At 62.7% G+C, this 24,039-nt stretch carries 21 protein-coding genes; 11 read left to right on the top strand and 10 right to left on the bottom strand.

The window, feature by feature from the left end; genetic code table 11:
• Nucleotides 1-43: 43 nt before the first annotated feature.
• Nucleotides 44-3,640 (bottom strand): hypothetical protein, encoded by a 3,597-nt coding sequence (locus BN1233_RS26300; protein WP_046866632.1) that lies wholly within the window; start codon nt 3,638-3,640, stop codon nt 44-46.
• Nucleotides 3,637-7,797, bottom strand: a complete 4,161-nt coding sequence (locus tag BN1233_RS26295) for a PLL family lectin (protein ID WP_147707555.1) — start codon at nt 7,795-7,797, stop codon at nt 3,637-3,639. The genes BN1233_RS26300 and BN1233_RS26295 overlap by 4 nt, the downstream gene beginning before the upstream one ends.
• Before the next feature lie 204 nt (nt 7,798-8,001).
• Here BN1233_RS26295 and BN1233_RS26290 point away from each other — a divergent pair, with 204 nt between their 5' ends.
• Complete coding sequence (locus BN1233_RS26290) at nt 8,002-9,381, top strand: hypothetical protein (protein WP_048710388.1); 1,380 nt, start codon at nt 8,002-8,004, stop codon at nt 9,379-9,381.
• Nucleotides 9,382-9,686: 305 nt separating this feature from the next.
• On the top strand, nt 9,687-10,118 hold the full coding sequence (locus tag BN1233_RS26285) for a hypothetical protein (protein WP_147707554.1): 432 nt from the start codon (nt 9,687-9,689) through the stop codon (nt 10,116-10,118).
• A 102-nt stretch (nt 10,119-10,220) separates the two neighbouring features.
• On the opposite strand, the gene BN1233_RS49190 is transcribed toward BN1233_RS26285, so the two are convergent.
• Genes BN1233_RS49190 through motA form a run of 8 tightly spaced genes read right to left on the bottom strand, consistent with a single transcriptional unit; the run spans nt 10,221 to nt 16,052 of the window.
• Nucleotides 10,221-10,904 carry an AprI/Inh family metalloprotease inhibitor gene (locus BN1233_RS49190; RefSeq protein ID WP_052763940.1) on the bottom strand — a complete coding sequence of 228 codons (684 nt, stop codon included), beginning with the start codon at nt 10,902-10,904 and terminating at the stop codon, nt 10,221-10,223.
• 29 nt (nt 10,905-10,933) lie between these two features.
• Complete coding sequence (locus BN1233_RS26275) at nt 10,934-11,437, bottom strand: hypothetical protein (protein ID WP_046866629.1); 504 nt, start codon at nt 11,435-11,437, stop codon at nt 10,934-10,936.
• Nucleotides 11,437-12,504, bottom strand: a complete 1,068-nt coding sequence (gene flhB, locus BN1233_RS26270; RefSeq protein ID WP_046866628.1) for a flagellar biosynthesis protein FlhB — start codon at nt 12,502-12,504, stop codon at nt 11,437-11,439. The genes BN1233_RS26275 and flhB overlap by 1 nt, the downstream gene beginning before the upstream one ends.
• 16 nt (nt 12,505-12,520) lie before the next feature.
• On the bottom strand, nt 12,521-13,552 hold the full coding sequence (locus BN1233_RS26265; protein WP_046866627.1) for a flagellar motor switch protein FliG: 1,032 nt from the start codon (nt 13,550-13,552) through the stop codon (nt 12,521-12,523).
• Between the two features lie 8 nt (nt 13,553-13,560).
• Nucleotides 13,561-13,932: a flagellar motor switch protein FliN gene (gene fliN / locus BN1233_RS26260; RefSeq protein WP_082145662.1), complete on the bottom strand. Its 372-nt coding sequence runs from the start codon at nt 13,930-13,932 to the stop codon at nt 13,561-13,563.
• 48 nt (nt 13,933-13,980) lie between these two features.
• A complete protein-coding gene (locus BN1233_RS26255; RefSeq protein WP_046866626.1) occupies nt 13,981-14,259 on the bottom strand; it encodes a hypothetical protein in 279 nt (92 codons plus the stop codon).
• The gene (locus tag BN1233_RS26250; RefSeq protein WP_046866625.1) at nt 14,240-15,169 is read right to left on the bottom strand and encodes a flagellar motor switch protein FliM; all 930 of its coding nucleotides are present in this window, start codon (nt 15,167-15,169) and stop codon (nt 14,240-14,242) included. Before BN1233_RS26250 ends, BN1233_RS26255 begins: the two co-directional genes overlap by 20 nt.
• Nucleotide 15,170: 1 nt before the next feature.
• Complete coding sequence (gene motA / locus BN1233_RS26245) at nt 15,171-16,052, bottom strand: flagellar motor stator protein MotA (protein ID WP_046866624.1); 882 nt, start codon at nt 16,050-16,052, stop codon at nt 15,171-15,173.
• Nucleotides 16,053-16,397: 345 nt separating this feature from the next.
• Between motA and flgF the strand changes: the two genes are divergently transcribed.
• From flgF to fliQ, 9 genes are all read left to right on the top strand, one after another.
• Complete coding sequence (flgF, locus tag BN1233_RS26240; protein WP_046866623.1) at nt 16,398-17,123, top strand: flagellar basal-body rod protein FlgF; 726 nt, start codon at nt 16,398-16,400, stop codon at nt 17,121-17,123.
• A gap of 5 nt (nt 17,124-17,128) precedes the next feature.
• On the top strand, nt 17,129-18,448 hold the full coding sequence (fliI, locus tag BN1233_RS26235) for a flagellar protein export ATPase FliI (protein WP_046866622.1): 1,320 nt from the start codon (nt 17,129-17,131) through the stop codon (nt 18,446-18,448).
• A gap of 133 nt (nt 18,449-18,581) precedes the next feature.
• Entirely contained in the window at nt 18,582-19,802 is a 1,221-nt protein-coding gene (locus BN1233_RS26230) for a flagellar hook protein FlgE (RefSeq protein WP_046866621.1), read from the top strand.
• A gap of 33 nt (nt 19,803-19,835) precedes the next feature.
• The gene (flgK, locus tag BN1233_RS26225; RefSeq protein ID WP_046866620.1) at nt 19,836-21,218 is read left to right on the top strand and encodes a flagellar hook-associated protein FlgK; all 1,383 of its coding nucleotides are present in this window, start codon (nt 19,836-19,838) and stop codon (nt 21,216-21,218) included.
• Between the two features lie 5 nt (nt 21,219-21,223).
• Nucleotides 21,224-22,249: a flagellar hook-associated family protein gene (locus BN1233_RS26220; RefSeq protein ID WP_046866619.1), complete on the top strand. Its 1,026-nt coding sequence runs from the start codon at nt 21,224-21,226 to the stop codon at nt 22,247-22,249.
• Nucleotides 22,250-22,264: 15 nt separating this feature from the next.
• Nucleotides 22,265-22,612, top strand: a complete 348-nt coding sequence (flaF, locus tag BN1233_RS26215) for a flagellar biosynthesis regulator FlaF (protein WP_046866618.1) — start codon at nt 22,265-22,267, stop codon at nt 22,610-22,612.
• Nucleotides 22,613-22,620: 8 nt separating this feature from the next.
• Entirely contained in the window at nt 22,621-23,034 is a 414-nt protein-coding gene (flbT, locus tag BN1233_RS26210; RefSeq protein ID WP_046866892.1) for a flagellar biosynthesis repressor FlbT, read from the top strand.
• Nucleotides 23,035-23,049: 15 nt separating this feature from the next.
• A complete protein-coding gene (gene flgD / locus BN1233_RS26205; RefSeq protein WP_046866617.1) occupies nt 23,050-23,457 on the top strand; it encodes a flagellar hook assembly protein FlgD in 408 nt (135 codons plus the stop codon).
• 11 nt (nt 23,458-23,468) lie between these two features.
• A complete protein-coding gene (fliQ, locus tag BN1233_RS26200; RefSeq protein WP_046866616.1) occupies nt 23,469-23,735 on the top strand; it encodes a flagellar biosynthesis protein FliQ in 267 nt (88 codons plus the stop codon).
• Nucleotides 23,736-24,039: the final 304 nt, after the last annotated feature.

The following is a 24,039-nucleotide window of genomic DNA, read 5'->3' as shown; positions in this document are numbered from 1 at the left end:
CCCGCGACCTGTTGCGGGCTAGCGATCGTGCCGCGTGATGGGGCTAGGTCGACGAAAGCGCTATCACGTCCAGGAAAACCGTTCTCTGGCGCAGTTCGGCGGCTAGCGAATCATTGTCGTCGATCGCCATGGCGGACTCGATGTCCTCGGTCTCGCGAACCACCAGACGCAGCAGCCCTTCTGCCGCGGGAATCGCCAGTGGAGGCAGTGGTGCGTTGAGCGTGCCTGACACGGACTGACCGGGCATCCGGTGCCACAGCCCGGCCAAATCGGGTGTAGCGGAAGTGAGATCGCTGCCAGGCATCCCCAATTGTGCCGAGCACTGTTCGATGACCGCGGTCACCCGGTTATGCTTGGGCTCGATCGGCCCCAGCCCCTGCAGGAGTATCTGCAGCCCGCCGTCGGCGCGCTGAATCGACAGCGTCCTGTCGGGCATCAGTTGCGCGAAATCACAAGTAACGGTGGGTGATAGCTTCAGGTTCTCCGGGTCGATCAGGCTCTCTTTCTGATAGCGCGCGACAGCCAGCCGGGCAAAGGCGCCATAGGAGTTGGCGGCCGCCGCCGGCAGCTCGACGTCGGCGTACCAGCGGTCGTTGTCCTCGTCGAGATGCACCGCGTAGGGAACCGCGCGGATCTTCTGTCCGGTCTCGACCAGCGTGCAGTCGTCTGTGTCAGAGGCCCCGTTGGCAAACATCGTTTCCTGGACGAGGCTGACGGCGGGATCGGTGGGCCAGATTGGATCGCGCATCACGCGCGTGACGCGCTCGCCGGCGCGCCGACTTTCCTCGGTGGTCGCCGCCGCGGGCAGAGTGACGATGGCGAGCCGCTCCTCCTGCCCTGACAGATTCCATGGCCGCGCGAGCTCGACGCGGATCCGTCCGCCGTGCCGCCGGCGCTGCACGGGCCCTGCAGCCAAATCGGACAGGCCTTCCCAGCGAAACGACGGTGACACGCCGAGCACGACCGGGGGAACTGGTCGCGCCGAGCTGGGGATTCTGATCTCCGCCAAGGTCGCCTCGGTTTGGAAGTCGCCGTCCGGGCCGGAGTCGAAAAACTGCGCGTAGCGGCTGAGCGCGGTCAGCGTATAGGTGATACGGCGATGCTTAGTATCGCCGAACTGGTGACGAAGTTCTGGAAGCTTGTCGGCGTTGCGATCGACATTGAGTGATACCACTTTCTCGCTCACGGGCTCGGACGTTTCGCTGTCGCCGAACTCGTCCCAATGCGCACTGACGTCGATTTGACCCGTGCTCTTGCGATCGACAGCGAGCAGTGGCCGGTCGGGATCGGCCAGCACCACCGATGTCTCGCCCGCGGCACGATGGCGCCCGAGGGTTGCGGCGGGCACTGCCAGTGGCTTGCGCACCGCGTGGACCAGCCGGACCACGCGCGGCGGGGTCACCATCGGATGCCGACCGGTCGAAATTAACGATTCTGCCTGGTCTTGGAGCCAGTCTTGGGCTTCCAACTCGTCGATTTTCTGCGCATTCGCATACGAGGTGATTTCGACGTCGGCCTCCTCGCCGGCCTTCAGCCGGACGACGAACACGTTTTTCGGTTCCCCGGGGCTGGCACTGACCCACTCGATGACCCTCTGGCCAGTCTCGCGGGTTTGCAGCCGCAAAAATTTCGGGTGGAAGTCGGGCCAGCGCGGTTGCCAGGCGGTGTTGTCGCTCGCCCCAGGAGCCGGCGAATCTGCACCAGGCCGCACGGTGACCATGACGCCCACTGCCGCGGGATCAGCAAGCCAGCTGTACACCCCGTCTTCGGTGGCAACCGGAGGGGCCATCGCGCGCTGCGCCCAGCCGAAGGTGACCGCGTCATCGACCGGATGACCGTCCAGGTCGATGCCGTCGAAACGGCCATGCTGCTCGGCGAGCAACATTGACGTCGGCGGTGGCAGCAGGATGCGGCTGTCGTTGGCTGGATAGTCGGGATGCTGCGCGGCGAACTCTTCGAAGTCGGACCCGTTGCTGTCCGGAGGGCCCGGATCGCTGCGGATGACGAGGCACTCGATGCTCCCGCCGGGCCCGAGGGCTGCCGGGTTGGGTCTGGTTTCCGTAGCCTGCGCGTCGAAGACAAACATTCCCTTGGGTGGGGCGAACTCCGGCGGCGAAATCGGCTCGTGACGCCGATAGAGAATTTGCCCGGAGGCGCGGTCGCTTCCGGCGACGTCGCCGATTTCGAGTCCGCCACCGGCCATATCGGCGATGCGGACCCGCATTTGATAGCCCCTGCCGAATCGCAGCGTCCCAAGCTTGCGGTCGGAAAGCTCGAAGTGAAAGGTGAAGTTGAACGGCAGCGCCAACCGCCGCGCCCGGTTAGGCCGCGAGCCGTGCTGGTCGAAGACGGGGCGTGGGAGTACCAGGCTCCAGCCGTTCCACCGGGTCAAGACCTCGTCGGCCCGCAAAACCCTGTCGGTGCCGACTACGGCGGCGTTGGCCTTCACGTGCCCCTCTTCCACCTGCCCTTCGGTTCCGATAATGATGTTGCCGATCTGGTAGGTGGCCCTCCGCTCGCACAGCGGAAACCATTCGCCGTCTTGTTCACGAACATCGACTCGATATCCGAGCACGAGGTCGTCGGCCGTCAGTTCATCCTTGACGGCCCTCGAAGAGTTCGCGGCCCGTTTGGTCATCAGGTCGCCGCGGCCGTGGCGCACCAACGCGAGCCCGGCCGAGTGCAACACGGGTAACGATACGCCCGCGGCCGACTGGCTCGCGCCGCCCGATCGGGCGGCATCGCGCAGGCGGGCGACGCCGCCATCGGCGTCAAACGTGACCATGCTCAACCGGGGCGGCGGACCGGCGGCCGGAGGCGGCGCGTCAGTGTCGATCAGTTTGGGTTCGATCATTTGGGTGCCCATCAGATCGAGCATGCCGTTGCGCAGATCGCTGCCGGCGCCGGGCGCCGGTAGAAAATGCACCGTGTCAAACTCGAATCTCGTCGCAGGGTTTACCATCTGCCAATCGGCGGACAGAGTCCCGTTGAGGCTGCATTGCAGGCGCACGAGCTGCGGGCCGCTGGCCGTCGTTTGCGGAATGTCATCAATGGCCAGCGCGAATTCAAGGATCAGGCCCAAGTGCTTGAGCACGACCGGATGCTCGCGCAGCAAGGACGCGGTGCGGTGAAAGTCGGGGATCTGCCACTCCTCGGGTCCGATGGAGCCGGGCGGGTCGGCGGGCGGCTCGCCGGCCCATTCGGGCCTTGCGTACTGCAGGCGGATCTTTTCCTCGAAGTTGACGGCCGGATCGGCGAAGGCGCGCGCGGATTCCTTGTAGGTGCCGCGGATGGCGGCTGCATATTGCGCGGTTGGCGTCACCCGCGGGACGTAGGTGCGCTGCTGCCGCGGATTGACGGTCGTGTCCGGGGGAAAGAATAAACGCCACACCTCGCTCGATGCGGTAGCCGCCGGCGTCACCACGATTGGATTGGGACGAGTGTCGAATTGCACTTCGAAAGTCATTGCGGAAACGACTGTCGGCCAGTCGTGAAGACAGAAGTTCCGGTCCTGAAGACAGAAGTTCGATAGTGGCCGCGGTGAGTCGGTGCCGAGCTTGGGCACGATGAGGGCTCGCAGGGTGGCGTGGCCGTCTGAGACCTTTCCGCCCGGGACGGCGATCCACAGGATTTCGTTCATGCGAATGCTCCGCGGTAGTTGCGCCAGGCCTGCAGCGCGGTCTCGTCCGGTCGAGGCGGAACTGCGAACAGCACCGGTCCCGGTGGGGCGACGGGTGCGCTGGAGGCGCCTCCCGCGATCACCCAATCGCCGCTGTCGAGTTCGATTGAATCTGAATACAGGGTGATGTCGATATCGACGACGATCTTGGCGCGGCCGACGAGCTGGTTGGTGTCGAACTGATAGTCGAGCTCGACCTGGAGCTCGACCGACACCGCGACGAGCCCGAGCAGCTGGATACTGCCGCCGATATGGATGAATCCGGTCAGCGAGACGCTGGCGCCAACCATCGCATACCTGATGCCGCCGAAGGCGTGCACCTCGGCGCTCCCGACGCCGAAGCTCATGGCGATCGCGGCGCCGAATTGCAGAGATACTTCCAGCCGTCGCAGGCCGGTGTGGACCAGCTCGAGGTCCATGTAACCGCCGCCGCCGAACATCAGCACGGTCAGAGTGAAGGGCCGCTCTCGCGACGCGAAGCCCAGTGCCACCGATACTGGCTCCTTCGTGTATGGCACGGTAAGCGCGGCGTTGAAGGTAAGATTGCTCATCACGAAGGAGAACGCCTTGACGTCGGGCACCGGGACGGCGTAGCGGGCAACGATATTGGTGGGCGATGGCTGCACCTGCGGCGCCAACTTCCCGAGCCCCACCTTCTCCTGCAACGTTTGCAGTAGCCGCAGCTTGCCCACGAATTCCGCCCCTAATCCCTCCAGCTCGAGGGTGGGTGGCTGGCCAGTGCGTTGCCGGAATTCGACCTTGCCGAAACTGAGTTCGATGATTTCGTCGGGGCCAGGGGGCATCGCCAGCTTGAAGTTCGTGAGGGTGCAGGTCGCTTCGTTGAGCGTGGGGGAACTGACGACGGTGAGCGAGAGTTTGGAGGCCGGCTGCTCGGGATGCGCGGGATCGTTGTCGAACAGCGGTATGAAACCCTTTGCCGACTTTGCCAGATCGATGTCCTTCCAAGTCATGCGCACCGCCGGCGGCGCCCCGTCGGTCAGGATCGTCACGGCCTCCGGAGTTTCCTTGATGTTCTTGATCAGCTCACGCAGATCGAAGCCGAAAAGCGACGCGCCGTCGGAAAAAAGCTTCGTTGGGTCGAGAAACTGCGCGCCATCAACGTTGATCAGGGACTTCGCCCCGGCAACGTTGACGAGTCCCTTCACGCGCGAGATTCCGTCCGCGATGTATTTGGGAGCGGTAAGACCACCCGAGCGATCGGTATTGGCGGTGAAATCGATGTCTAGCTGCTTGAGGTCCGCCGCTCCCGCTTCCACCTTGCCGAGGATCTTGAGCGGTATGTCGTTGACGCCGCCACTCAAATACTCCTCGGCGAAGGAGATTTGCACGCGCGGATCGCTGCCCAGCAGCGTGCGTATCGTCGGCAGTCCGATCTCGGCCGCCCAGGAATTCGCCTCGCCCGACCGGCCTAACGAGGGTAGGAAACCGCCAGATAGCTGACTGTTTCCGACGATGTTGAGGCGATACACCTCCTGCACGTCACCCGGTGCGGGGTCACCGTCGTTCGGCAACATGTTGATCTGAACACCGGGCAGGTCAACCACACCGGCGCGCATTCGCGCGTAGAAGTCGTGGAGCGCGTCCAACACTCTCGGCTCGCTGAGCGATTGAAATCGCTGCCGGACCTCATCCGACAGATCGAGATCGGCGACAAAGAGCAGCGGCAGGTCGAAATGAACATCGCGGCTGCCTTGGCGGCAGCGTACGGGAAAAGTCACCGGCACACCGCCGAGCGTGGGCACGAAGAATGTCTCTACCGGCTCGGTATCCAACCCCTCGCCTTGGAGGAGGTTGATGGCGTCCTGCAAGACCTCCTCCTCGTCGTTGAATTCCAGCCACTCACGCGCGACCTGCGCACGGGTGGGGCCTTCCGGCTCGTCGGGGTCCAGCGGTTCGTTGGCGTTCTCTCCCACGCCTGCGGCAAGGTCTTCAACGTGGGGCCATCCCGCCAGGAGCGCGTCTTGCCCGAACAGGGCATCGAAGAGTTGGTTCGCTTCGGAATGTGCCTGGCTCTGCAAGTTTTGGAGATCGGCGATTTCCGCTGTGGGGCGTGGCACGGTCTGCCAGTCGGCGTCGTCGAGGTTGGGGTATTCGAGTCTGGCCAGTTCGATCTCGTTAAACGGGAAGGCGCGCCTGATCGCCGCGTCGAGCGAACTCGCTCGGTCGTCGAAGTTGCGCACCGCTTCCGTGACGAACAGGGTGCGGGTCTTGCGCAGCACGGCGATCGGCTCGCTAGCGCTGCGTTCCGTTGTCTCGACAAAGACAGTCCGGTGCCCGAGCGGGTAGAGCACCCCTTTGGTCGCCGTCCGCACCCGCTGGTCGCGGCCGTAGACCAGGTGGTGATCCCACTCCAGGGTGCCCCACCTGCCCGAGGCGGTCAGTGAACCACCCAGGCTGCTGAGCTCGAGCCGGCTGGCATGGGCAGGTAAACTTTGACCGGAAATGTTGACCCGGTTGGCTTTGGTCAGGGGTAACGGGAACGGGTCCGGTCGGCCGGCTCGTAAACCCTTGATCTGGAGCCCGCCGTCGCCTGCCGCCGTGCCCAAGCGGGTTCGCCACAAGCTTGTCGTGCCCGCCGAAGCCACCGGCCGCGTGGGATGCCGGGTGATCACCGGCTGCCCGTCCTGGCTTGCCCGCGGCGCGACGATCAGTCCCCAGGGTAGTTCGATGGCCGAACGCTGCTCATCAGGATCCACGCTCGCACCGTTGAGCGCGGCGAGGAGACCCGCGCTGGTCAGATCGATCTCGGCTGCCGCGGTGAAAGCCACACGCGAGGAATCAGCAAGCCGAGCCTGCCACACATTCCCTGAAATCGCCGACTCGCCGGGCTTGGACACTTCCTCGGCGATGTGCTGCGGCGGGAAGGTGATCACCAGATGAGCGTCGGCACTTTCGGCGACGAGTCGTGGCGCCGACTGCGTGTCCAGCCGGTAGCCGGGAGCGTGCAATCCCAGGACAACATGGTCGGCAGGGCGTGTGACGAGAAATGCCGGCGCCGTATCGTCGACGCCGTCGCCGATGGTGTCTTGCGCGGGTTCGGGTAGAACGGCGCCCGAGGCGGCGCGCGGGCTGGGAAGCTGCCAGGACTGGCGCGACCACTCGATCTTGTTCCAGAACCAGACAGTTATGGTGTCATCGGCAGTCTGGGCGACGACATCGATGCCAGCAACGGGGCCGGCGTTGCCCATGTCGAATCCGCGTACCACCGCGACGGGATCGGCCACGCACCCCTTTCCGACGGGGCCGACGTCGTCATATTTCCGGGTGGTCGCGTTCCACGACCAATGGTGCAGCACGTCTTGGTCGTCTCGGAAGAAGATTTCCGCCGAGTCGATACCCATCGTGACCACCGTGGGGTCGAAGGCAACGGATTCCTGACGCGTCGGGTCCGGGCCGAACCAGCGAGTTGGGTCGTGGCTGGCGAAAAATCCGTTACCCCAGTGAGACAGGGTTCCGTCGCCCCGACGGCCGTACACATCCTGCCTGATGATGTGGTGTTCGTCTTCGGGGGCGATCGCAGCGATGGATGCGATGCCGCGTTCCAGGGTTTCGCTGCGAGGCAGCCTAACCGGTTCTCGCCATTTATCTCCTATCAAGGCCCGATGCTCGATACCGAAGTGGCTCGTGTACACGTCGATGATCCCAGGCATTCGCCTCACCGCGACGAAATCCGAGCCGGTGCTGATGTCATCGATTGTGGCCAGAGACCAGGAATTGTCCTGCGCTGACTCCCAAACGCGAAGCCGTTGACCGAGGTCGTGAGAAAAGACGTAGAGCTTGTCGCCGTCGGCGGCAGGGACAGGTTTGGAAGTGATGAACCCGGGTAGCTCTTCGGGACCGACCATGCGCCCGAGGTCGGCGGCCCATCGCCAGTGCAACAGCCGCAGACCGCTCTTCGCGAACACGTCGAGGCGCTGAGGTTCTCGTCTGACGGCAACAGGCTCGGAAAATAGGTCAAGACCGCCGCCCAAGTCGATAGCGTCGTGCGCGCCGTTCTCCAGCCAAGTGTGAACGAGCGTCCCTTCGCGCGATCTGACAAATATATCGAGCCGCTGTGCGTGCAACCAACTAACCGCAGGTTTACCGAATGTCGGCACGACTTACCTCCCTGAGGTTCGCGCGATGTCGGATCATTGAATGAGTTGAGTAACCGCCGCTGTCACCGGTGAGGCTGCCGCAGCCTGATCGAACCAACAGTTCTCATTTTGGCGTGATGGGGGGGTGAGTCTGTCGGGCCACACCGGTCGAGAACTGTTGCTACGGGTGTTTTCGCGGGCGGGCCTTTCTGATTCAAGATCGGCATGGAGGTGCTCGAGAGCCGGCTGACGGCGGTGCGGCGCTGCTGCGCCGCGCTGCCTGACACCCGCACCGGCGATAACTGGCAATACACCATGGCCGATATCGGCCTGGCGGCGTTTGCGGTGTTCTTCGCCCAGAGCCCGTCGTTCCTGGCCCATAAGCGTCACTTGGTGGAATGGCATGGCCACTCGAACGCCCAAACCCTGTTCGGCATGGCGAAGATCCCGACCGACAACCACATCCGCGCTCGGCTCGACCCGATCACCCCCGACCATTTCACGCCGCTCTTTGCCGAGATCCTGACCGCCTTGGAGCAGTCCGGCGGGCTCACGGCGTTCCGGAGGCTCGACGAGCACGTGTTGATCGCGCTGGATGGCACCGAATACCACCGCTCGACCGAGGTGCAGTGCCGGCACTGCGCGACGCGCACCCGGACCGGACAGCCGACCGAGTATTTCCACACCGTGCTGTGCGCTACGCTGGTGGCGCCGGGCCATGATCGGGTCGTGCCGCTCGCGCCGGAGTTCATGGTCCCGCAGGACGGCCACGCCAAGCAGGATTGCGAGAGCCGGGCGGCGCGGCGCTGGCTCGCCCGGCACGGGGCGGTTTACGCGCGGCTCAAGCCCGTCTATCTCGGCGACGATCTCTATGCCTGCCAGCCGCTCTGCGAGGCGGGGCTCGCCACGGGTGGCCATTTCCTGTGCGTGTGCAAGCCGGACTCGCACCCGACCATCCAAGAATACCTCACCGGCATCGACCTGCTCGAGCAGGTCGCGCGCGTGAAGCGTGGACGCGAGCGCGTCACGCACCGCTATCGCTGGCTCTGCGCGGTGCCGCTGCGCGGCGACGACACGGCGCTGAACGTGAACTGGTTCTCGATCGAGATCGTGAATCCCAAAGGTGAGGTCACCTACCGCAACAGCTTCATCACCGATTTGCCGGTTGATGCCAGCACTGTCGCGGAACTTTCCGCCTGCGGGCGGGCGCGGTGGAAGATCGAGAACGAGAGCTTCAACGTGCTCAAGACCAAGGGCTACCATCTCGAGCACAATTTCGGGCATGGCACAGCAACATCTCTCGGCCGTGCTCGTCACCCTCAACCTGATCGCCTTTGCGCTCCACACCGTCTGCGACCTCGCCGCCGGCGCTTGGCGCCGGGCCCGCGACACGCTCGGGCCGCGCACCCGCTTCTTCCACAATCTGCAGGCGCTGACCGCTTATCTGGTCTTCCCGTCTTGGACCGAACTCCTGGAAACGCTCGCCTTCGCGCGGCCACCGCCACGCCCGCCCGGCTGACCGACAGACCCGCATCCCAAGCACGCCGCTCCATCCGGTCCTCAGCTCAATCCCGAATTGAGAATTGCTGTGATCGAACAGACTGACTTGACATGATCAGACCTTCATAGAAGGCTATATGTTCTGGCTCCCCGTCGCCTGACACCTTCTACCAGTGCGTGCACAGTAGCGGGTCGCCAGTACGTCGGCAAGCGTGACGGATCGGCGCAAGCCGTCGAACCGACTGCGAAAACACCGAAACGACGGTGTCGCGCGGGCAACTCCGAGGCAGATCCGGCGGTCGACACAGGGGACCTAGCGGCGGCTCGGAGCTGAAACGTGGATGGCGGGGCGACTCGGACTGGCTCAGCGGAAGTCCGGGAGCAGCACGCCGGCTCAGCGGGAGGCGAACTTGACGAAGATCTACAAGAGACCGGACGACGACGGCCTTGAGGTGCATCCGAAAGACACGACACCTGCCGGCCTGCCAGATGCTCATGTCGCCGAGTATGGCAAGACGCCGATCAGCTACAAGAAGGCATTCCAGCTGGCGATTCCGGCGGTGATCCACCAGGAGGACGGTGAGACTCCGCGGGCGATCGTGAAAGAGACCGCGGAGTCGGAGAAGCATTCGTTGTCCGAGGCGGAGTTGGACAGGAAAATGACGAAGCTGGTCGACGAGGGCAGCTTCGAGCTGTTGCCAGTCGGCGAGTCCGACGAGAACGGCGACGATCCCAGGAAGAACTGGATTTTCTCGGTGAACGTCGACACGGGTTCGGATCACGGCTTCTGGGCTTCGGTAGACCGCAACACGGGCGAAGTTAGCGTCACCGGCTTCAACTGAATCCACGGGCGGATAGGGTCGCGTCTCAAGGATGTGTCCCACCCCTTAGGTGACTCTTCTCACGGCCGGGAGCAGAGAGCGGCAGCTTCTGCGGGACAGGAGTTAACGCGTCATTTTCAGGCCATCACCCGAACTATTGAAGCTTCCGGAGAGGGATGCCTCGAACCCGGTCAGGCGGGCCACGACGTTTCCGCGTGAGAACAGGATGAGCTGACCGTCCTTGTAGCTCCACGCATTGACGCTCTTCAGTTTCTCATTGGCGCAACCCGAGCTCGATGCCTTGTAGAGATCGAGAGTCGGAGACGACGAGAGCTGAACCCGGCAGGAGGCCCCACTCGCGTCGACGGCCTTCCAGCTTCCGGTATACGCCGAGGGGCGCCTGGAGGGAGGTGCGATTGTCCGGCTCGCCGGCGGCAAGGCGGCCTCGCGGGTCGGGGCAGGCGCTGTGTGGGGAGCAGGGCTGCCGATCTCCGGAAGAGGAGCCCCGATGATCGGAGCATCCCGACGGACTTGCGGATCATAGGGCGCTCGTTCTGCGGGGATGTCGACCTCGACACGAACGGGGCGACCGGGCGGCCCGTACACACGCGGCTCGACGTCGCCGTCCTGGAGCGTGTCGAGATCGAACGGTTTGGGGCTGACCAGTGGGTCCGCATATTCCGGGTAGGGGCTCGCCACCCCGGGCCACCATGGGCCGGAGGCGTAGAGAGGCTCGGCAGAGTTGTTGCAGGCCGTGAGCAGGGTGGCTGTCGCGATGACCGCCGGGAGCGAGATTGTTTTACGCATCGCAGGATGAGACTCTGTGGTCGCCTGGGTCAGTGTCGGGTGACACCCTTCGGGCAATAGGAGGGGGCGAAACGGGATGGCAGAGGCTGAAGGCGCGCCGAACTCAGGACCTGGCCGAATTCGACGCTGTCGAAGGTCGACGTATCAACGCCGTCGTTGAGCAGCATGCGGTTGATCTCAACCCCGACATGCTGGCCGCCGAGCACCAGCTTGAAGAACACGCTCACGGGCCCGTGGACGAATTCCATGTCGAGCACGAGGCACGGGGGATGCCCCCATTCGAGGCTGACGTCGGCACCGTGGGCGTAGGTCAGCGTATTGTCCTTGAAGTAGAGCTCGGCCGCCGAGGTGATGATTTCCCTCATGTTGCCATGCAGCTGATTGGTCGCGTAGGACATGATCACGTCCGCATCGGCCATGCAAAGATCACCGATGACGTCCTTGATGTTGCACGCGAGGACTTCCTCGAAAGCCTGCATTTCTCGGGCCTTCGTGGTCTTGGCGGCGATGGTGTGGGTGTGCTCGTGAGTCATCAGGATTTCGACCTAGTCAAGACGTAGAACAGGATTTGAGCGACGGCCTTGTAGAAATCGGGCGGGATCATCCGATCCACTTGGACATTATCGTACATGGACCTTGCGAGAGGCTTGTCTTCGATAACCGGAATGTCATTTTTTTCGGCTATCTCGCGAATTTTGAGCGCGATGAGGTCCTGGCCCTTGGCGACCACCACGGGCGCACTGGATTCGTTGCGGTCGTAGCGCAAGGCGATCGCGTAGTGGGTCGGATTGGCGATCACGAAGGTCGCCTTGGGGACGGCCGAGAGCATCCGCTTGCGGGCACGGTCCTGGGCGATCGACCGCATGCGGGCCTTGACCATGGGATCGCCTTCGATCTGCTTGTGCTCGTCCTTGACCTCCTGAAGGGTCATCTTCAGGTCGCTGTGCCACTTGAACCGGGCCCAGATCAGATCGAGCGCCACGAGCACAATAGTCGCGATCGAGATCGCTGATACGAGCTTCATCGCCATGCTCAGCATCATTTCCGGAATGAGGATCGGATCGCTGAACATCGAGTTGATGACCTTGTATCGCTCGGATTTCAGAAGCACGACGGCGACCAGCGCGATGGTCGCGAACTTGAAAAGCGACTTCCCGAATTCCACGAGACCGGGGCGCCCGAAAATCCGTTTCCAGCCGCTGACGGGTGAGATCCGGTTCCACTGAGGCCGGATCCGTTCCGTCACCACGCGGGGCGTGTTCTGAAAGATCGATGCCGCGAGGCTGCAACTTGCCAGGATGGCAATGATCGGCAGCAGGAAAAGCCCGATTTCGGCCGCCACGGCCTGGATCAGGGTGACGGCGTCTTCGCCGGCGTTGAGCCGGAAATCCTGGGGCCGGTCGATGAAGAGGGCGAGCTTGCCCGTCAGAGTCAGCGTGCTCTGGCGAACCGCGAAGGCCAGGAAGAGAAGAATGCCGAGGATCGAGGCGAACATTGGCGCCTCTCGCGAGAAGGGGATATTCCCCTTCTCGACGGCATCGCGGATCTTCTTGTCGGAAGGCGCTTCGGTCTTGCTCTCTTTGTCGGGGGCTTCGGACATCCGGCTCTCTTAAGCGTCAGAAGATCGTCGCTTCTTCTTCATTCTCGCCATTGGTGACGATCTCCCCGCGGGCGGCCATGTCGAGAGCGAGGTCCGTGATGGTCCGGCGGGCCTCGGCGACATCGCGCTGCGGGACCGGATCCTTGCCGTTGAGCTCGTGCTCGACCATGCGGCGCACCCGGGACGATAGCGCGGACAGGACCGTGTTGCGGAACTCCGGATTGGTCCCTTTGAGGGCCAGAACAACCCGGTCGGGCGGAACCTGATCGAACAGGGTCGTGCGATCCGTAGGGCTGAGCTTCACGATATCGTCGAAGGTGAAGAGCAGGCCCTTCAGGATCTCGGCCGATTTCGGACGTTTGGCCGTGAGGTTCGAGAGGACGTCCTCCATGTGCTCGCGATCCATCTTGTTGAGGATATCCGCCATCTTGGCGTGCGAGTCGGAGCCCGAGTTCTTCGAGAAGTTGGTCATGAAGTCCTCGTGGAGCGTCGCCTCGATGTTCTTCATCGCCTGGTCGGAGAGCGGCTTCATGCTCAGCATGCGCCGCATCAGGCCATTGCGGATCTCCGGCGACAGGTGCGCCATGACTTTCGCGGCACAGGACGGCTTCACCCTGGACAGGATCAGGGCCGCGGTCTGGGGATGCTCCTTGGTGAGATAAGCAGCGATCGCGGTCTCCGAGACGTTGGAGATCCGGTCCCAGATGCTGCGGTTCACGTTGCCGACGACGTCGTTCATGATCTCGGCAATCTGCTCCGGGGAGAGAATGCCGGTCAGAAGCTTTTCGATCTCGGCCGCGGTTCCGACGAGGTCGGCGCCGGTCGAGAAATGCGAGGCGAATTCCTCGACGAGCGCTTCGACCTGGGCCGGCGAGATGGCGCCGAGGGTCGCGGCGGATTTCGTGAGGATCCGGATTTCGTCGGCGCTGAAGTGCTTGAGCACCCGGCCGGCCGTGGTCTTGCCCATGGCGAACAGGAGCGTGGCGACACGCTCCGGACCCTTGAGGACCTTCTGGCCGGGAGGCTTCATCGCGAGTGGGGTGGCCATGGCATGCCTTAGACGTTGAACTCGTTGCTGGGCGGGCCGACGATCTCGGTCAGCGACACGCCGAAGCGCGAGTTGTCATCCTCGACGACCACGACCTCGCCCCGGGCGATCACACGGCCGTTGACAACGATGTCGACGGGCTCACCGACGCGATGATCGAGCGGCACGATCGCACCGCGTCCGAGCTTCATCAGGCTGGCGACCGGCATCGTGGCGGAACCCAGGACAACCTGGAGGTTCACCGGGATCTGAAGAATGGAATCGAGATTACGGGCGCCGCCGAGTTTCTCCTCAGCGCCGGCGGAGTCCTGCGCCTTGGTGAAGATGTTCTCCTGCCAGGAGGCCTTTTCGGTCTGCGAATCGGGGGTCACGGTGGTCATGGCAAATGGTCCTTAGGAGTGAGAAATTGCTGATGGAGGAGTGAGAGACTAGCTTTGGGCCGCGGTCCGGACATCGAGTTCGCCGATGAGGATTTTAGCCTCCTCGACTTTGGCCCCGAGTGCGACGAGGGTGTCCCGGCTTTCCTGACTGAAGCCCTGAACCGCCGCTTGAGCGGAGGAAAGGGCTTGGGCCGTCTGGTCGAAAATCACCTTGTATTCGGCGTGGTAGGCGTCGAGCCGTTTGAGCTTGCGATACATGACCGCGACGATGGTGCTGGCTGCGACCAGCGCCACGAACAGGAGCGCGTTAGCGAGAGAGGACATCATCGAGAAACTCCTTCTCCTGGTCGATGTACTCGTCGACCTTCAGGACGTAGGATCCGTCCGCCTGGCCCATGTGGCACCAGAACAGTCCCTGGTTGTTGCCTTCGAGCTTGATCCGGCTGCGCGGCGTCGCCTGCAGGTCGAGGACCTGCCCGACCTTGAGATTGGTGATCTCGTCGAGTGTGATCGGGCGCTCCTCGAGGACGGCCTTGAGGGTGACCTCGGTCTTTTTCACCTCTTTGGTGATCTGCTTGGTCCAGCGCGGATCCCGCCCGGACGATTCGGTCGTCACGACACGTGACAGGACCTGCCGCATCGGGTTGATGACCTGCTGGGGCATGATGACGAACATTTCGCCACCGCGGTTCAGGGCTTGGAGGAGGAATTTCGCGACGATGGCCTGATTGTTCGCGCGGCCGATCACCGCGAAGTCCATGCGGGTCTCGATGCGCTCGAGCTTGAACTTCGTGGTCACGATCAGCGAGAACGAAGCCTGGAGCGCCTTGGCGATCTGCTCGAACAGGGTTTGCGCCATGCGCAACTCGATGTTCGAGAAACCCCGCGGCTCCTCGATGGGCGGTTCCGAGCCGTCCGACCCGAACAGCACTTCGACCATTGTGTAGATGAAGTCACGGTCGAAGCCGATCAGGACATGGCTGTCCCATTCCGGTGCGTGAAAGATGCCGGCAATGGCGCTGGACTCGTAGTTCTCGAGAATTTCGCCGATTCGGCCGTTTTCGACGGACATCAGCGAGTAGAACAATGGAGAGGTCGCGAGGTGGCGCAGATGCTCCGCGCAAGTCGTCGACATGCGATCGAAGATGATGTTCAGCATCGGGAGGCGGTCGACCGAGAGGCCGGCCGCGTCCAGAAGCATGTCGCGAATGTCGCTGGCGCTGTGGGTGGTCGTCATCTCAGGCTGCCTCTCTCAGCTCTTCGGGCCGGCCGCCGCTCGTCGTCGCGGTTTCGACCTCGTCGATGGTCGGACGGTATTCGGACGAGATGCCCTTGCGGCCATGCTCGATCGCGATCTGCGGCAGGGCGCCGTTCATGTAAGCGATGAGCGCCTGGCGCACGATGACGAAGACGCGGGTCTGCTTATCGCGGGTGCCCTTCACCTTGGCGGCGAGCGGCGCGACGATGGCGTAGGAGATGAAGATCCCGGCAAAGGTCCCGACGAGGGCCGAGCCGATATAGTGGCCCAGGATCTCGGGCGACTGGTTGAGGGCGCCCATCGCCTTCACGATCCCGAGGACCGCGGCCACGATGCCGAGCGCGGGCAGGGCTTCGGCGACGTTCGTGAGGGAGTGATAGGGCTTGATCCGGTCGCGGCGGTAGGTGCCGATCTCCTCCTCCATGAGGGCTTCGATCTCATGGGGACGGGCATTGCCGATCATGATCAGGCGGACGTAGTCGCAGATGAACAGCGTCAGCTCTTTGCTTTTGAGAACGCTCGGGAAGGCCGTGAAGATCGAGGACTCGTACGGGTTGTCGATATGGGTCTCGACCTCGTTCCGGGGCCTGTTCTTGAGTTCGCGGAGCAGATTGAAAAGGAGGCCCAGGATGGCGAGATAGTCGTCCCGCTTCGGCACCCGGCCCGTGATCGATTCGACGATCGCCTTGCCGGTGTCCTTCACGAGCGGCATCGGGTTCGCGATGATGAAGGTCCCGATCGCGATGCCGCAGATGATCACGAACTCGAACGGCTGCCAGATCACGGCCAGATGGCCGCCCATCGCGAGGTATCCGCCCGCCAGGGAGCCTAAAGCTACGAGCAATCCAATAATAACGCCCAAGGGAGTGGTCCTCTTGCAGAAAATTATTCGTCGGGCTCTCCCATAAGCCGCGATGCTTGCGCGAAGCTGGAGTCGCCAACAGCCCGGGGCAAATTCAGGTGTCGCGGACGGCGGAGCGCCGCTCAGGGGCTCGCCAGGTCCGTAAGCAGGACGGTGCGGGCGCCATGCATCTGCCCGAGGCCGCCGTGCGCCGGAGGCAGCGTGCAAGCCTCGTGCAAGGCACGCACGTTATGAACCGTCCAAGAGAAACCCTAGCCGTCGCGCCTCTGGTCCGCCCGCTAGGGCTGTCCCGCTGTCATTTTCTGGCGGGAGAAATTGAGCTTTATCCGGAACCGGAGTTTTACGATGCAGTCTGCGCTTTATGTGGCGCTGTCGGCGCAGGTTGCGCTGGAGAAGCGCCTCAACACCGTCGCGAATAACGTCGCAAACGTGAATACGGGCGGGTTTCGCGCGGACGAGGTGAAATTCGAAGAGGTCCTGTCCACGACCGCCAGGGAAGCGGTGTCCTTCGCCTCGTCGGGCGAGAATTTCATTTCCCGCCGGGCCGGCCCGATGAACAAGACCGACAACCCGCTGGACGTGGCGATTCAGGGCGACGGCTGGCTGGCGTTCAATGCCCCCAACGGGGTCGCCTATACCCGGGACGGGCGGATGAAGATGTCCGAGAACGGCGACCTGCAGACCCTGAACGGGTATCCGGTTCTCGATGCCGGCGGAGCCCCGATCGCCCTCGATCCCCGAGGGGGTGCCCCGACGATCACGCGGGACGGGGCGATCCTCCAGGGCGACAATCAGGTCGGGCAGCTGGGTCTGTTCACGCTCGGCAATGAGAGCAAGCTGACCCGCTTCGGCAATTCCGGCGTCTTTTCCAGCCAGCCCGCGGCTCCGGTCGAGGATTTCAACTCGCATGGCCTCCAGCAGGGCTACAGCGAGGGATCGAACGTCAATCCGATTCTGGAAATGACGAAAATGATCGCCGTGCAGCGCAGCTTCGAGAGCGCCGCGACGACCATTCAGGAATCTGAATCGTCCCTCATGAACGCCATCCGGACCCTCGGCCCGAGCAGCTGATCCCCATGAACGCGCTTCAGAGGCTCGAGGAATTCGTCCTGTCCGGACAGGCGGGCAAGAAGATCCGGGTGAGCGGGACCATCCGCGAGGTCACGCCAAGCTACTACCGCGTGTCGGGCCTGTCGAAATTCGTCAAGCTCGGCGATCTGCTCGGGTTCGATGCCAGGGGCAAGACGCAGATCGGAGAGGTCGTCCGCATCGACCAGGACGGCGTGACGGTAAAGCCATTCGACGGACGGATCGAAGCCGGGCTCGGGATGCGGGTCCATCACGTCGGGGACATCAGCCTCAGCCCGGATACGAGCTGGAAAGGTCGGGTGATCAACGCCCTCGGTGAGCCCTTGGACGATCTCGGCCCGCTCTTGCCCGGACCGCGCCCCATGCCCAACGAGGCCGCGCCGCCGTCCGCCATGAACCGGGCCCGGGTCGACAAGCCTTTGGTCACCGGGGTCAAGGCTATCGATCTCTTCACGCCGATCTGCCAGGGCCAGCGGATCGGCATTTTCGCAGGATCCGGCGTCGGAAAATCGACACTGCTCTCGATGCTCGCGAAGTGCGAGGGGTTCGACACCATTGTCGTCGCCCTCGTGGGCGAGCGCGGCCGGGAGGTGAGGGAGTTCCTCGAGGGACCGATCCGGGACAATCTCGGGAAATCCGTGATGGTGGTCTCGACCGGTGACGAGAGCCCGATGATGCGCCGTCAGGCTCCGAGAACGGCGCTCTCGGTCGCGGAATACTTCCGTGACTGTGGCGACTCCGTGCTGTTGATCGTCGACTCGGTGACCCGGTATGCCCATGCCGCGCGGGACGTAGCGCTGGCCGCCGGCGAACCCGCGGTGGCGCGGGGCTACACGCCGAGCGTCTTCAGTGACCTGCCGCGACTGCTTGAGCGGGCCGGGCCGGGAGAGGACGGCAAGGGAGCCATCACGGGGATCTTCTCGGTCCTGATCGACGGTGATGACCACAATGATCCGGTCGCGGACAACATCCGCGGCACCCTGGATGGCCATATCGTTCTCGATCGCTCGATTGCCGATCAGGGGCGCTATCCAGCCATCAATGTCCTGGGCTCGATCTCGCGGTTGGCCGATCTGGTTTGGACGCGCGAGCAGAAGGAACTTGTGAGGCGCCTGAAGAGCCTCATGGCCCGCTTCGAGGACACGCGTGACCTCAGGCTGATGGGCGGCTACCAGCCCGGAAACGATCCGGAACTCGACCAGGCCGTGACGATCGTCCCGAGAATCTACGAAGCGTTGCGGCAGGATCCCTCGATGCCCCTGAGCCGGGACGCCTTCCTGGATCTCGCCCAGTCCCTCAAGGCGTGACGATGGGTATTTTTGGAAAATAGAGAAAATACCCGCCCATTTTCCGGAATTTCGCTTTTCCGGCAGGAAGTCAGGAAAACAGCCTCGCGCAAGCATGCTGGTGTTAAGTGCATCCCAGATTTAGGAGCTTCATATGAGTCTTTACGGCGTCCTCCGGAGCGGTGTCTCCGGCATGAATGCCCAGTCGAACAAGCTGGGCACGGTGGCCGAGAACGTTCAGAACTCGGCCACGACGGGTTACAAGCGGGCCTCGACGGAATTCCAATCCCTGATTCTGAATTCCGGCTCGGGAAGCTACAATCCGGGCGGCGTTCAGACGAAGGTCCGCTATGCAATCGGCGATCAGGGCGCGATTTCCTATACGATGTCCGATACGGACCTCGCGGTCTCGGGCAACGGCTTCTTCGTCGTCTCGGACCCGAATGGAACCCCGCTCCTGACCCGCGCCGGCAACTTCGTCGTCGACGGCGCGACCGGCAATCTGAGGAACGCGGCCGGGTTTACCCTGATGGGCTACAGCCTCGCGAACGGCCCGGCGACCCCGGCCCTCAACAGCCTCAACGGCATGGTGCCGGTGAACATCAAGTCGCTTGGCATGGAGGCCAAGGCCAGCACGACCGGCACGTTCGCAGGCAATCTCCCCTACATACCAGAGAATGGAGTTCCGGGAGAATTCTATGATCCAGGAGGATTCTCCAAGAACTCGTCTCTGGTAGTCTTCGATAAAGTCGGGCAGCCAGTGAAGCTGGACATCAGCATCGTCGGGACTCCTCCCACTGCAAGAGGCGTAATGGGCACGTACGATGTCACGGTTACCGGTCCCGACGTAAACGAGACCATCACACTGAGGTTCGACAACGATGGTCAGCTGACGACGAAACCGGCAAGCCTCAACTTCACCGTAACGAACGGCGAGCCGTTTACGCTCGATCTGTCGGGGATGACTCAGCTTGCTGGCCCCTATGACGTGAAGGGTACGGCGAACGGCAATGCGCCCTCGGCCGTGAAGGACACGGAGTTCGCCCGGGACGGCACCGTGTACGCGGTCTACGAGGATGGCTCGCGAATCGCCGCCTACCGGATCCCGCTCGCGACGGTTGCGAGCCCGGACAATCTGCATCCGCTGGCCGGCAATGCCTATGAGGCGACTGCGGCCTCCGGCGGGTATCAGGTCGGCTTCCCCGAGACGGGCGCCTTCGGGACTCTGTCGTCGGGCGCGCTGGAGTCCTCGAACGTCGATATCGGCACGGAGCTGACCTCGATGATCGAGGCGCAGACGGCCTACACGGCAAACTCGAAGGTGTTTCAGACGGGCAGCGAGCTGCTCGACGTTCTGATGAGCCTCAAGCGCTGATAGCCAACCACACTTGTCCGGGGTCTTCCGCCTATGGCTCTGTCCGTAGCCTATAACACCGCGCGCTCATCGTTGCAGGCGAGCCAGTCCCAGATGGGAGTGGTCTCTCGCAATACCTCGAGTGCGACGGATCCTTCCTACTCGCGCAAGATCGCGTCACTCGTCACCCAGAACGGCAGTGTCCGCGTGTCAGTGGCGCGCGCCAGCAGCGCGGCGCTCTATGCCAAGATGCTGGAGACCACGTCCGACGCCTCGCTGCGGAAGTCGGTTCTGGATGGCCTGGAGAGGATCAACCAGACCATCGGCGATACGTATCTCAACCAGTCGCCGGCGGCGCGGGTCGGGGCTTTGACGAGCGCGCTTCAGAGCTATGCGAAGTCCCCGGACAACCCAGTAACGGCTCGAGCCTTCGTGGCCAGCGCCTATGAGATGGCGACGAGCCTGAACCAGGCGAGCGCGAAGGTTCAGATGGTCCGCCAGGACGCCGACCGGGAGATGTCCGACTCGGTCAAGCTGATCAACGACATCCTCGTGAAGTTCGAGGCGGCAAACAACGACGTCCTGCGGGGAACGGCCGTCGGGGCCGATGTCTCCGACAGCCTCGATACCCGGGACGCTCTCGTCGCGCAGCTGTCGGAAGAGCTTGGCATCACGGTCGTGACGCGGGCCGGGAACGACATGGCGATCTACACCGACGGCGGTGTTCCGCTGTTCGAGAGAAAGGCCCGGACGGTCACTTTCGACCGGGTGACAGTTGGGCCGGTTCCGCCAGCCGACAGGATGATAGATGCCAATCAGGTATTTATCGATGGGGTTCGGGTAACGGGTCATGAGGCCTCCATGCCGTTGAACTCCGGCAAGCTGGCTGGCCTATCAGAGCTTAGGGATGGTGTGGCTATCGCATACGAAGACCAGCTACACGCGTTGGCCGGTGGCCTGATCAAGGCATTAGGAAGCGTGTTCGTCGAAGATCCTCTCGCCCCTGCACGAATCGCCGTAAATCCGGCAATCGATCCGAATGTAGGTGGTTCGTACGACATAATCCGTGATGGCGGCGGGAATCCGGATGGTGATGCTGCCTATTCAGAAAATCTCTATCGCCTCATCGGTGAGCTTGAACGAAAGGACCGTGCGTTCAACTCAAAACTCGGGTTGGGTGCAACGGCCAGCCTGCAGGAGTTCGCCTCGGCCTCAGCGAGCTGGGTCCAGGCCAGCCGTCAGAAGGCTTCGGACCAACTCGACTACGAGATCACCCTACTGGGGCAGGCCTCCGATCTGCTCTCCAACGCCACCGACGTGAACATGGATGACGAGACGGCGATGATGCTTCAGCTCGAGAAATCCTATGCCGCCTCGGCGAAGTTGATCTCGGTGATCAACGAAATGCTCAAGACGCTCCTGAACATGGTGGGCTAAATCCGATGAAAACGACCTTTGTCTCCACCATCACGCTGTGGAACTCGCCCCGCTCAAGTCTCGACAAGATGCAGACCGAGCTGGTCAAGGCCAATAAGGAGCTTGCACTCGGCCGTCACGCGGATGTCGGGTTGAAGCTCGGCTACCGGACGGGCGAGACGATCTCGCTGCGCCAGGAGATGGCCGAACTCGACGCGCTGATCGACAGCAATGCGACCGTGAAGGTCCGGCTGGACGCAACCACGGCCGCTCTGGCCTCCATGCGCGAGACGAGCGAGAAGTTCCGGGCGTCCCTGATCTCGGGTCCCGTGGCCGACCGCAATATGGACGTTCTCCAGAGTGAGGCGACGGCCAATCTCGACGCGCTTCTGGCCGATCTCAACAAGCAGGTGAATGGCCAATACATCTTCGGCGGCATCAACACTCAGGAAAAGCCGATGAAGGACTTCCTGACGAATGCCAAGATGGCGATTGAGGCCGAATTCGCCGGTCAATTCGCATCTGTCCCGGCAGCCGACATCACGGCCGCTCAGATGGATGCCTTCCTCGACGGAGCCTTCGCGGCGGTTTTCGATGATGCGAACTGGACGGCCGAGTGGACGAATGCATCGACAAAGAGCATCCAGAGTTCGGTGTCGACGTCGGACCGGATCGCGACCTCGGTGAGCGCTCAGGAGGTTGCGTTCCGCAACCTGGCCAAGTCCTACACGATGATCATGGCGATCGGCCTCGACGCGCTGAATTCGGAGACGCGCACCCATGTGGTGTCACGGGTCGTCTCGACGATTTCCCGCGCGGCCGTTCAGGTGGCGGATCTGGAAGCCAAGATCGGCTCCGCCAAGAACACGATGCTGGCCTCGAACGATCGGATGAGCCTGCAGAAGTACATCTTCGAGGAGCGCCTGGCCAAGTTCGAAGGCGTGGATGCGGCTGAAGCCAAGGTCCGGGTCGACCATCTCGCGACACAAATCCAGGTGTCGTTTCAGCTCACCGCTCAACTGCGAAATCTCAGCCTGGTCAATTTCATCTAATTCGAGGCCGCATTGATGTATCGTTTTTCCTATGCCGAAGTGGTTGAGGATTCCGCCGAGGAATGCCGCCGGCGCGAGCGCGACGTATTCAGGCGCGCGATCGGCCTTCTGAAAGCCGCCGATGGCTCCGCGCACAACTCTCCCGAGATGCTCAACGCGATCGTTTTCGTTCAGCGGCTCTGGAACTTCCTGATTTCCGATTTGTCGAACCCGGACAACGGATTGCCGGAGGGGTTGAAGAAACAGCTGATTTCCGTCGGTCTGTGGGTCATGCGGGAGTCGGACACGATCGTTCGCGGCGAAGCCAACAGCGTGACGGCGCTGATCGATGTCAACACGATGATCATGGATGGTCTGAAATGAAACCCAAGATGAAATTTTCCCTCAAGGCCGGCGAGCGCATTTTCATCAACGGCGCAGTGCTGACGGTGAGCTCCAAGGTGAGCTTGAGCCTGCTGAACGATGCCCAGTTCCTTCTGGAGAGCCACGTTCTGCAGGTCTCGCAGGCCACGACGCCGATGCGGCAGCTCTACTTCATGATCCAGGCACTACTGATCAATCCGGCCGAGGCCGGGAAAGCGATTTCGGTGTTCCGCGATCTTCACGCCTCGCTTCTCGAGACCTATTCGGACGAGGAAACGAAGGAGGGACTGGTCGAGGCCGGGCGCCTGGTCGAGGCGGGCCGGATGTTCGAGGCCCTCAAGGTGGTCCGGACCCTGTTCGAGGTGGACGACGACACGCGCCCGGCGGTCGCGGCGTCCACGGTTGCTCACCAGGCGGCGTAAGAGGAAACCTTCCAGATGAATGTCAATTCTTCGCTTCCGACCGGTGCGACGGCCTCACGCGCGACGACCGGGAACTCAGGCCAGGACTCGGGGACCGTCGGATACGACAATTTCCTGAAGCTTCTTCTGGCTCAGATGAAGAACCAGGATCCGACCGAGCCCATGAAATCGACCGACTACATGGCTCAGCTTGCGACGTTCTCGCAGGTCGAGCAGTCGGTGAAGACCAATTCGAAGCTCGATTCCCTTCTCTCGTCGTATTCTCTGTCGCAGGCCGACACGGTGATTGGCCGGACGATCACGAGCGCCGACGGAAGCATCTCCGGGAAAGTCGAGTCCGTCTACATCGCGAGCGACGGGGCCGTCGCCAATCTCGAGGGTGGCGCGAAGGTCGTCATCGGCCCCGGCATCGTGATCAGCTGAAGAGCCGAACGATGAACGAAGTCGATGCCCTCGAAATGGTCCGGAGTGCCATCTGGACCGTGATCATCGGTGCCGGCCCTGCGGTCGGCGCCGCCATGGTGGTCGGGATTGCGATCGCCCTGGTTCAGGCGCTGACCCAGATCCAGGAGGTCACCTTGACCTTCATTCCGAAGATCATCGTGATCCTGATCGTCACCCTGTTCACGGGCTCGTTCGTAGGATCGCAGATTTTTTCCTTCACCGAAGAAGTCTACGGGCGAATCGCCACCGGCTTTTGATCTCGGGCGGGCCGATGAGCCCCCGCCGATTCATATCCTCGGACCTGGGTGCGGTGGTCCGGTGAGCCCGTAGAAGATCTGACAGGTGCGAGCCGGCAAAATTTTGAATGATCACTCGTGTGGTAAGCGAGGTTCCTCTCAGACGCATCTGCTAAGCGGTGGAGATTGCTCATCCGCCCTCGCCGTTACTTGGATGATATTGCTGCAATCCGAGGCAAAGTCTTTCTGTGAATCAGATGACGGCAAGCCGGTGTTGGCGTTCGGCAGATCTTCATGACAATTAAGATTAGACCTTCAGAGGCTA

The organism is Microvirga massiliensis (genome assembly GCF_001006805.1).
In the GTDB taxonomy this organism is placed as follows: Bacteria; Pseudomonadota; Alphaproteobacteria; order Rhizobiales; family Beijerinckiaceae; genus Microvirga; species Microvirga massiliensis.
The sequence above is the reverse complement of the archived record's forward strand: the minus strand, read 5'-3'. Positions and strand labels throughout refer to the sequence as shown.

Excerpts from the sequence above, each read along its gene's own strand:
- BN1233_RS26300 (WP_046866632.1), bottom strand. The coding sequence starts at position 3,640 with ATGAACGAAATCCTGTGGATCGCCGTCCCGGGCGGAAAGGTCTCAGAC.
- BN1233_RS26290 (WP_048710388.1), top strand. The coding sequence starts at position 8,002 with ATGGAGGTGCTCGAGAGCCGGCTGACGGCGGTGCGGCGCTGCTGCGCC.
- BN1233_RS49190 (WP_052763940.1), bottom strand. The coding sequence starts at position 10,904 with ATGCGTAAAACAATCTCGCTCCCGGCGGTCATCGCGACAGCCACCCTG.
- BN1233_RS26275 (WP_046866629.1), bottom strand. The coding sequence starts at position 11,437 with ATGACTCACGAGCACACCCACACCATCGCCGCCAAGACCACGAAGGCC.
- flhB (WP_046866628.1), bottom strand. The coding sequence starts at position 12,504 with ATGTCCGAAGCCCCCGACAAAGAGAGCAAGACCGAAGCGCCTTCCGAC.
- BN1233_RS26265 (WP_046866627.1), bottom strand. The coding sequence starts at position 13,552 with ATGGCCACCCCACTCGCGATGAAGCCTCCCGGCCAGAAGGTCCTCAAG.
- fliN (WP_082145662.1), bottom strand. The coding sequence starts at position 13,932 with ATGACCACCGTGACCCCCGATTCGCAGACCGAAAAGGCCTCCTGGCAG.
- BN1233_RS26255 (WP_046866626.1), bottom strand. The coding sequence starts at position 14,259 with ATGATGTCCTCTCTCGCTAACGCGCTCCTGTTCGTGGCGCTGGTCGCA.
- BN1233_RS26250 (WP_046866625.1), bottom strand. The coding sequence starts at position 15,169 with ATGACGACCACCCACAGCGCCAGCGACATTCGCGACATGCTTCTGGAC.
- flgF (WP_046866623.1), top strand. The coding sequence starts at position 16,398 with ATGCAGTCTGCGCTTTATGTGGCGCTGTCGGCGCAGGTTGCGCTGGAG.
- fliI (WP_046866622.1), top strand. The coding sequence starts at position 17,129 with ATGAACGCGCTTCAGAGGCTCGAGGAATTCGTCCTGTCCGGACAGGCG.
- BN1233_RS26230 (WP_046866621.1), top strand. The coding sequence starts at position 18,582 with ATGAGTCTTTACGGCGTCCTCCGGAGCGGTGTCTCCGGCATGAATGCC.
- flgK (WP_046866620.1), top strand. The coding sequence starts at position 19,836 with ATGGCTCTGTCCGTAGCCTATAACACCGCGCGCTCATCGTTGCAGGCG.
- BN1233_RS26220 (WP_046866619.1), top strand. The coding sequence starts at position 21,224 with ATGAAAACGACCTTTGTCTCCACCATCACGCTGTGGAACTCGCCCCGC.
- flaF (WP_046866618.1), top strand. The coding sequence starts at position 22,265 with ATGTATCGTTTTTCCTATGCCGAAGTGGTTGAGGATTCCGCCGAGGAA.
- flbT (WP_046866892.1), top strand. The coding sequence starts at position 22,621 with ATGAAATTTTCCCTCAAGGCCGGCGAGCGCATTTTCATCAACGGCGCA.
- flgD (WP_046866617.1), top strand. The coding sequence starts at position 23,050 with ATGAATGTCAATTCTTCGCTTCCGACCGGTGCGACGGCCTCACGCGCG.
- fliQ (WP_046866616.1), top strand. The coding sequence starts at position 23,469 with ATGAACGAAGTCGATGCCCTCGAAATGGTCCGGAGTGCCATCTGGACC.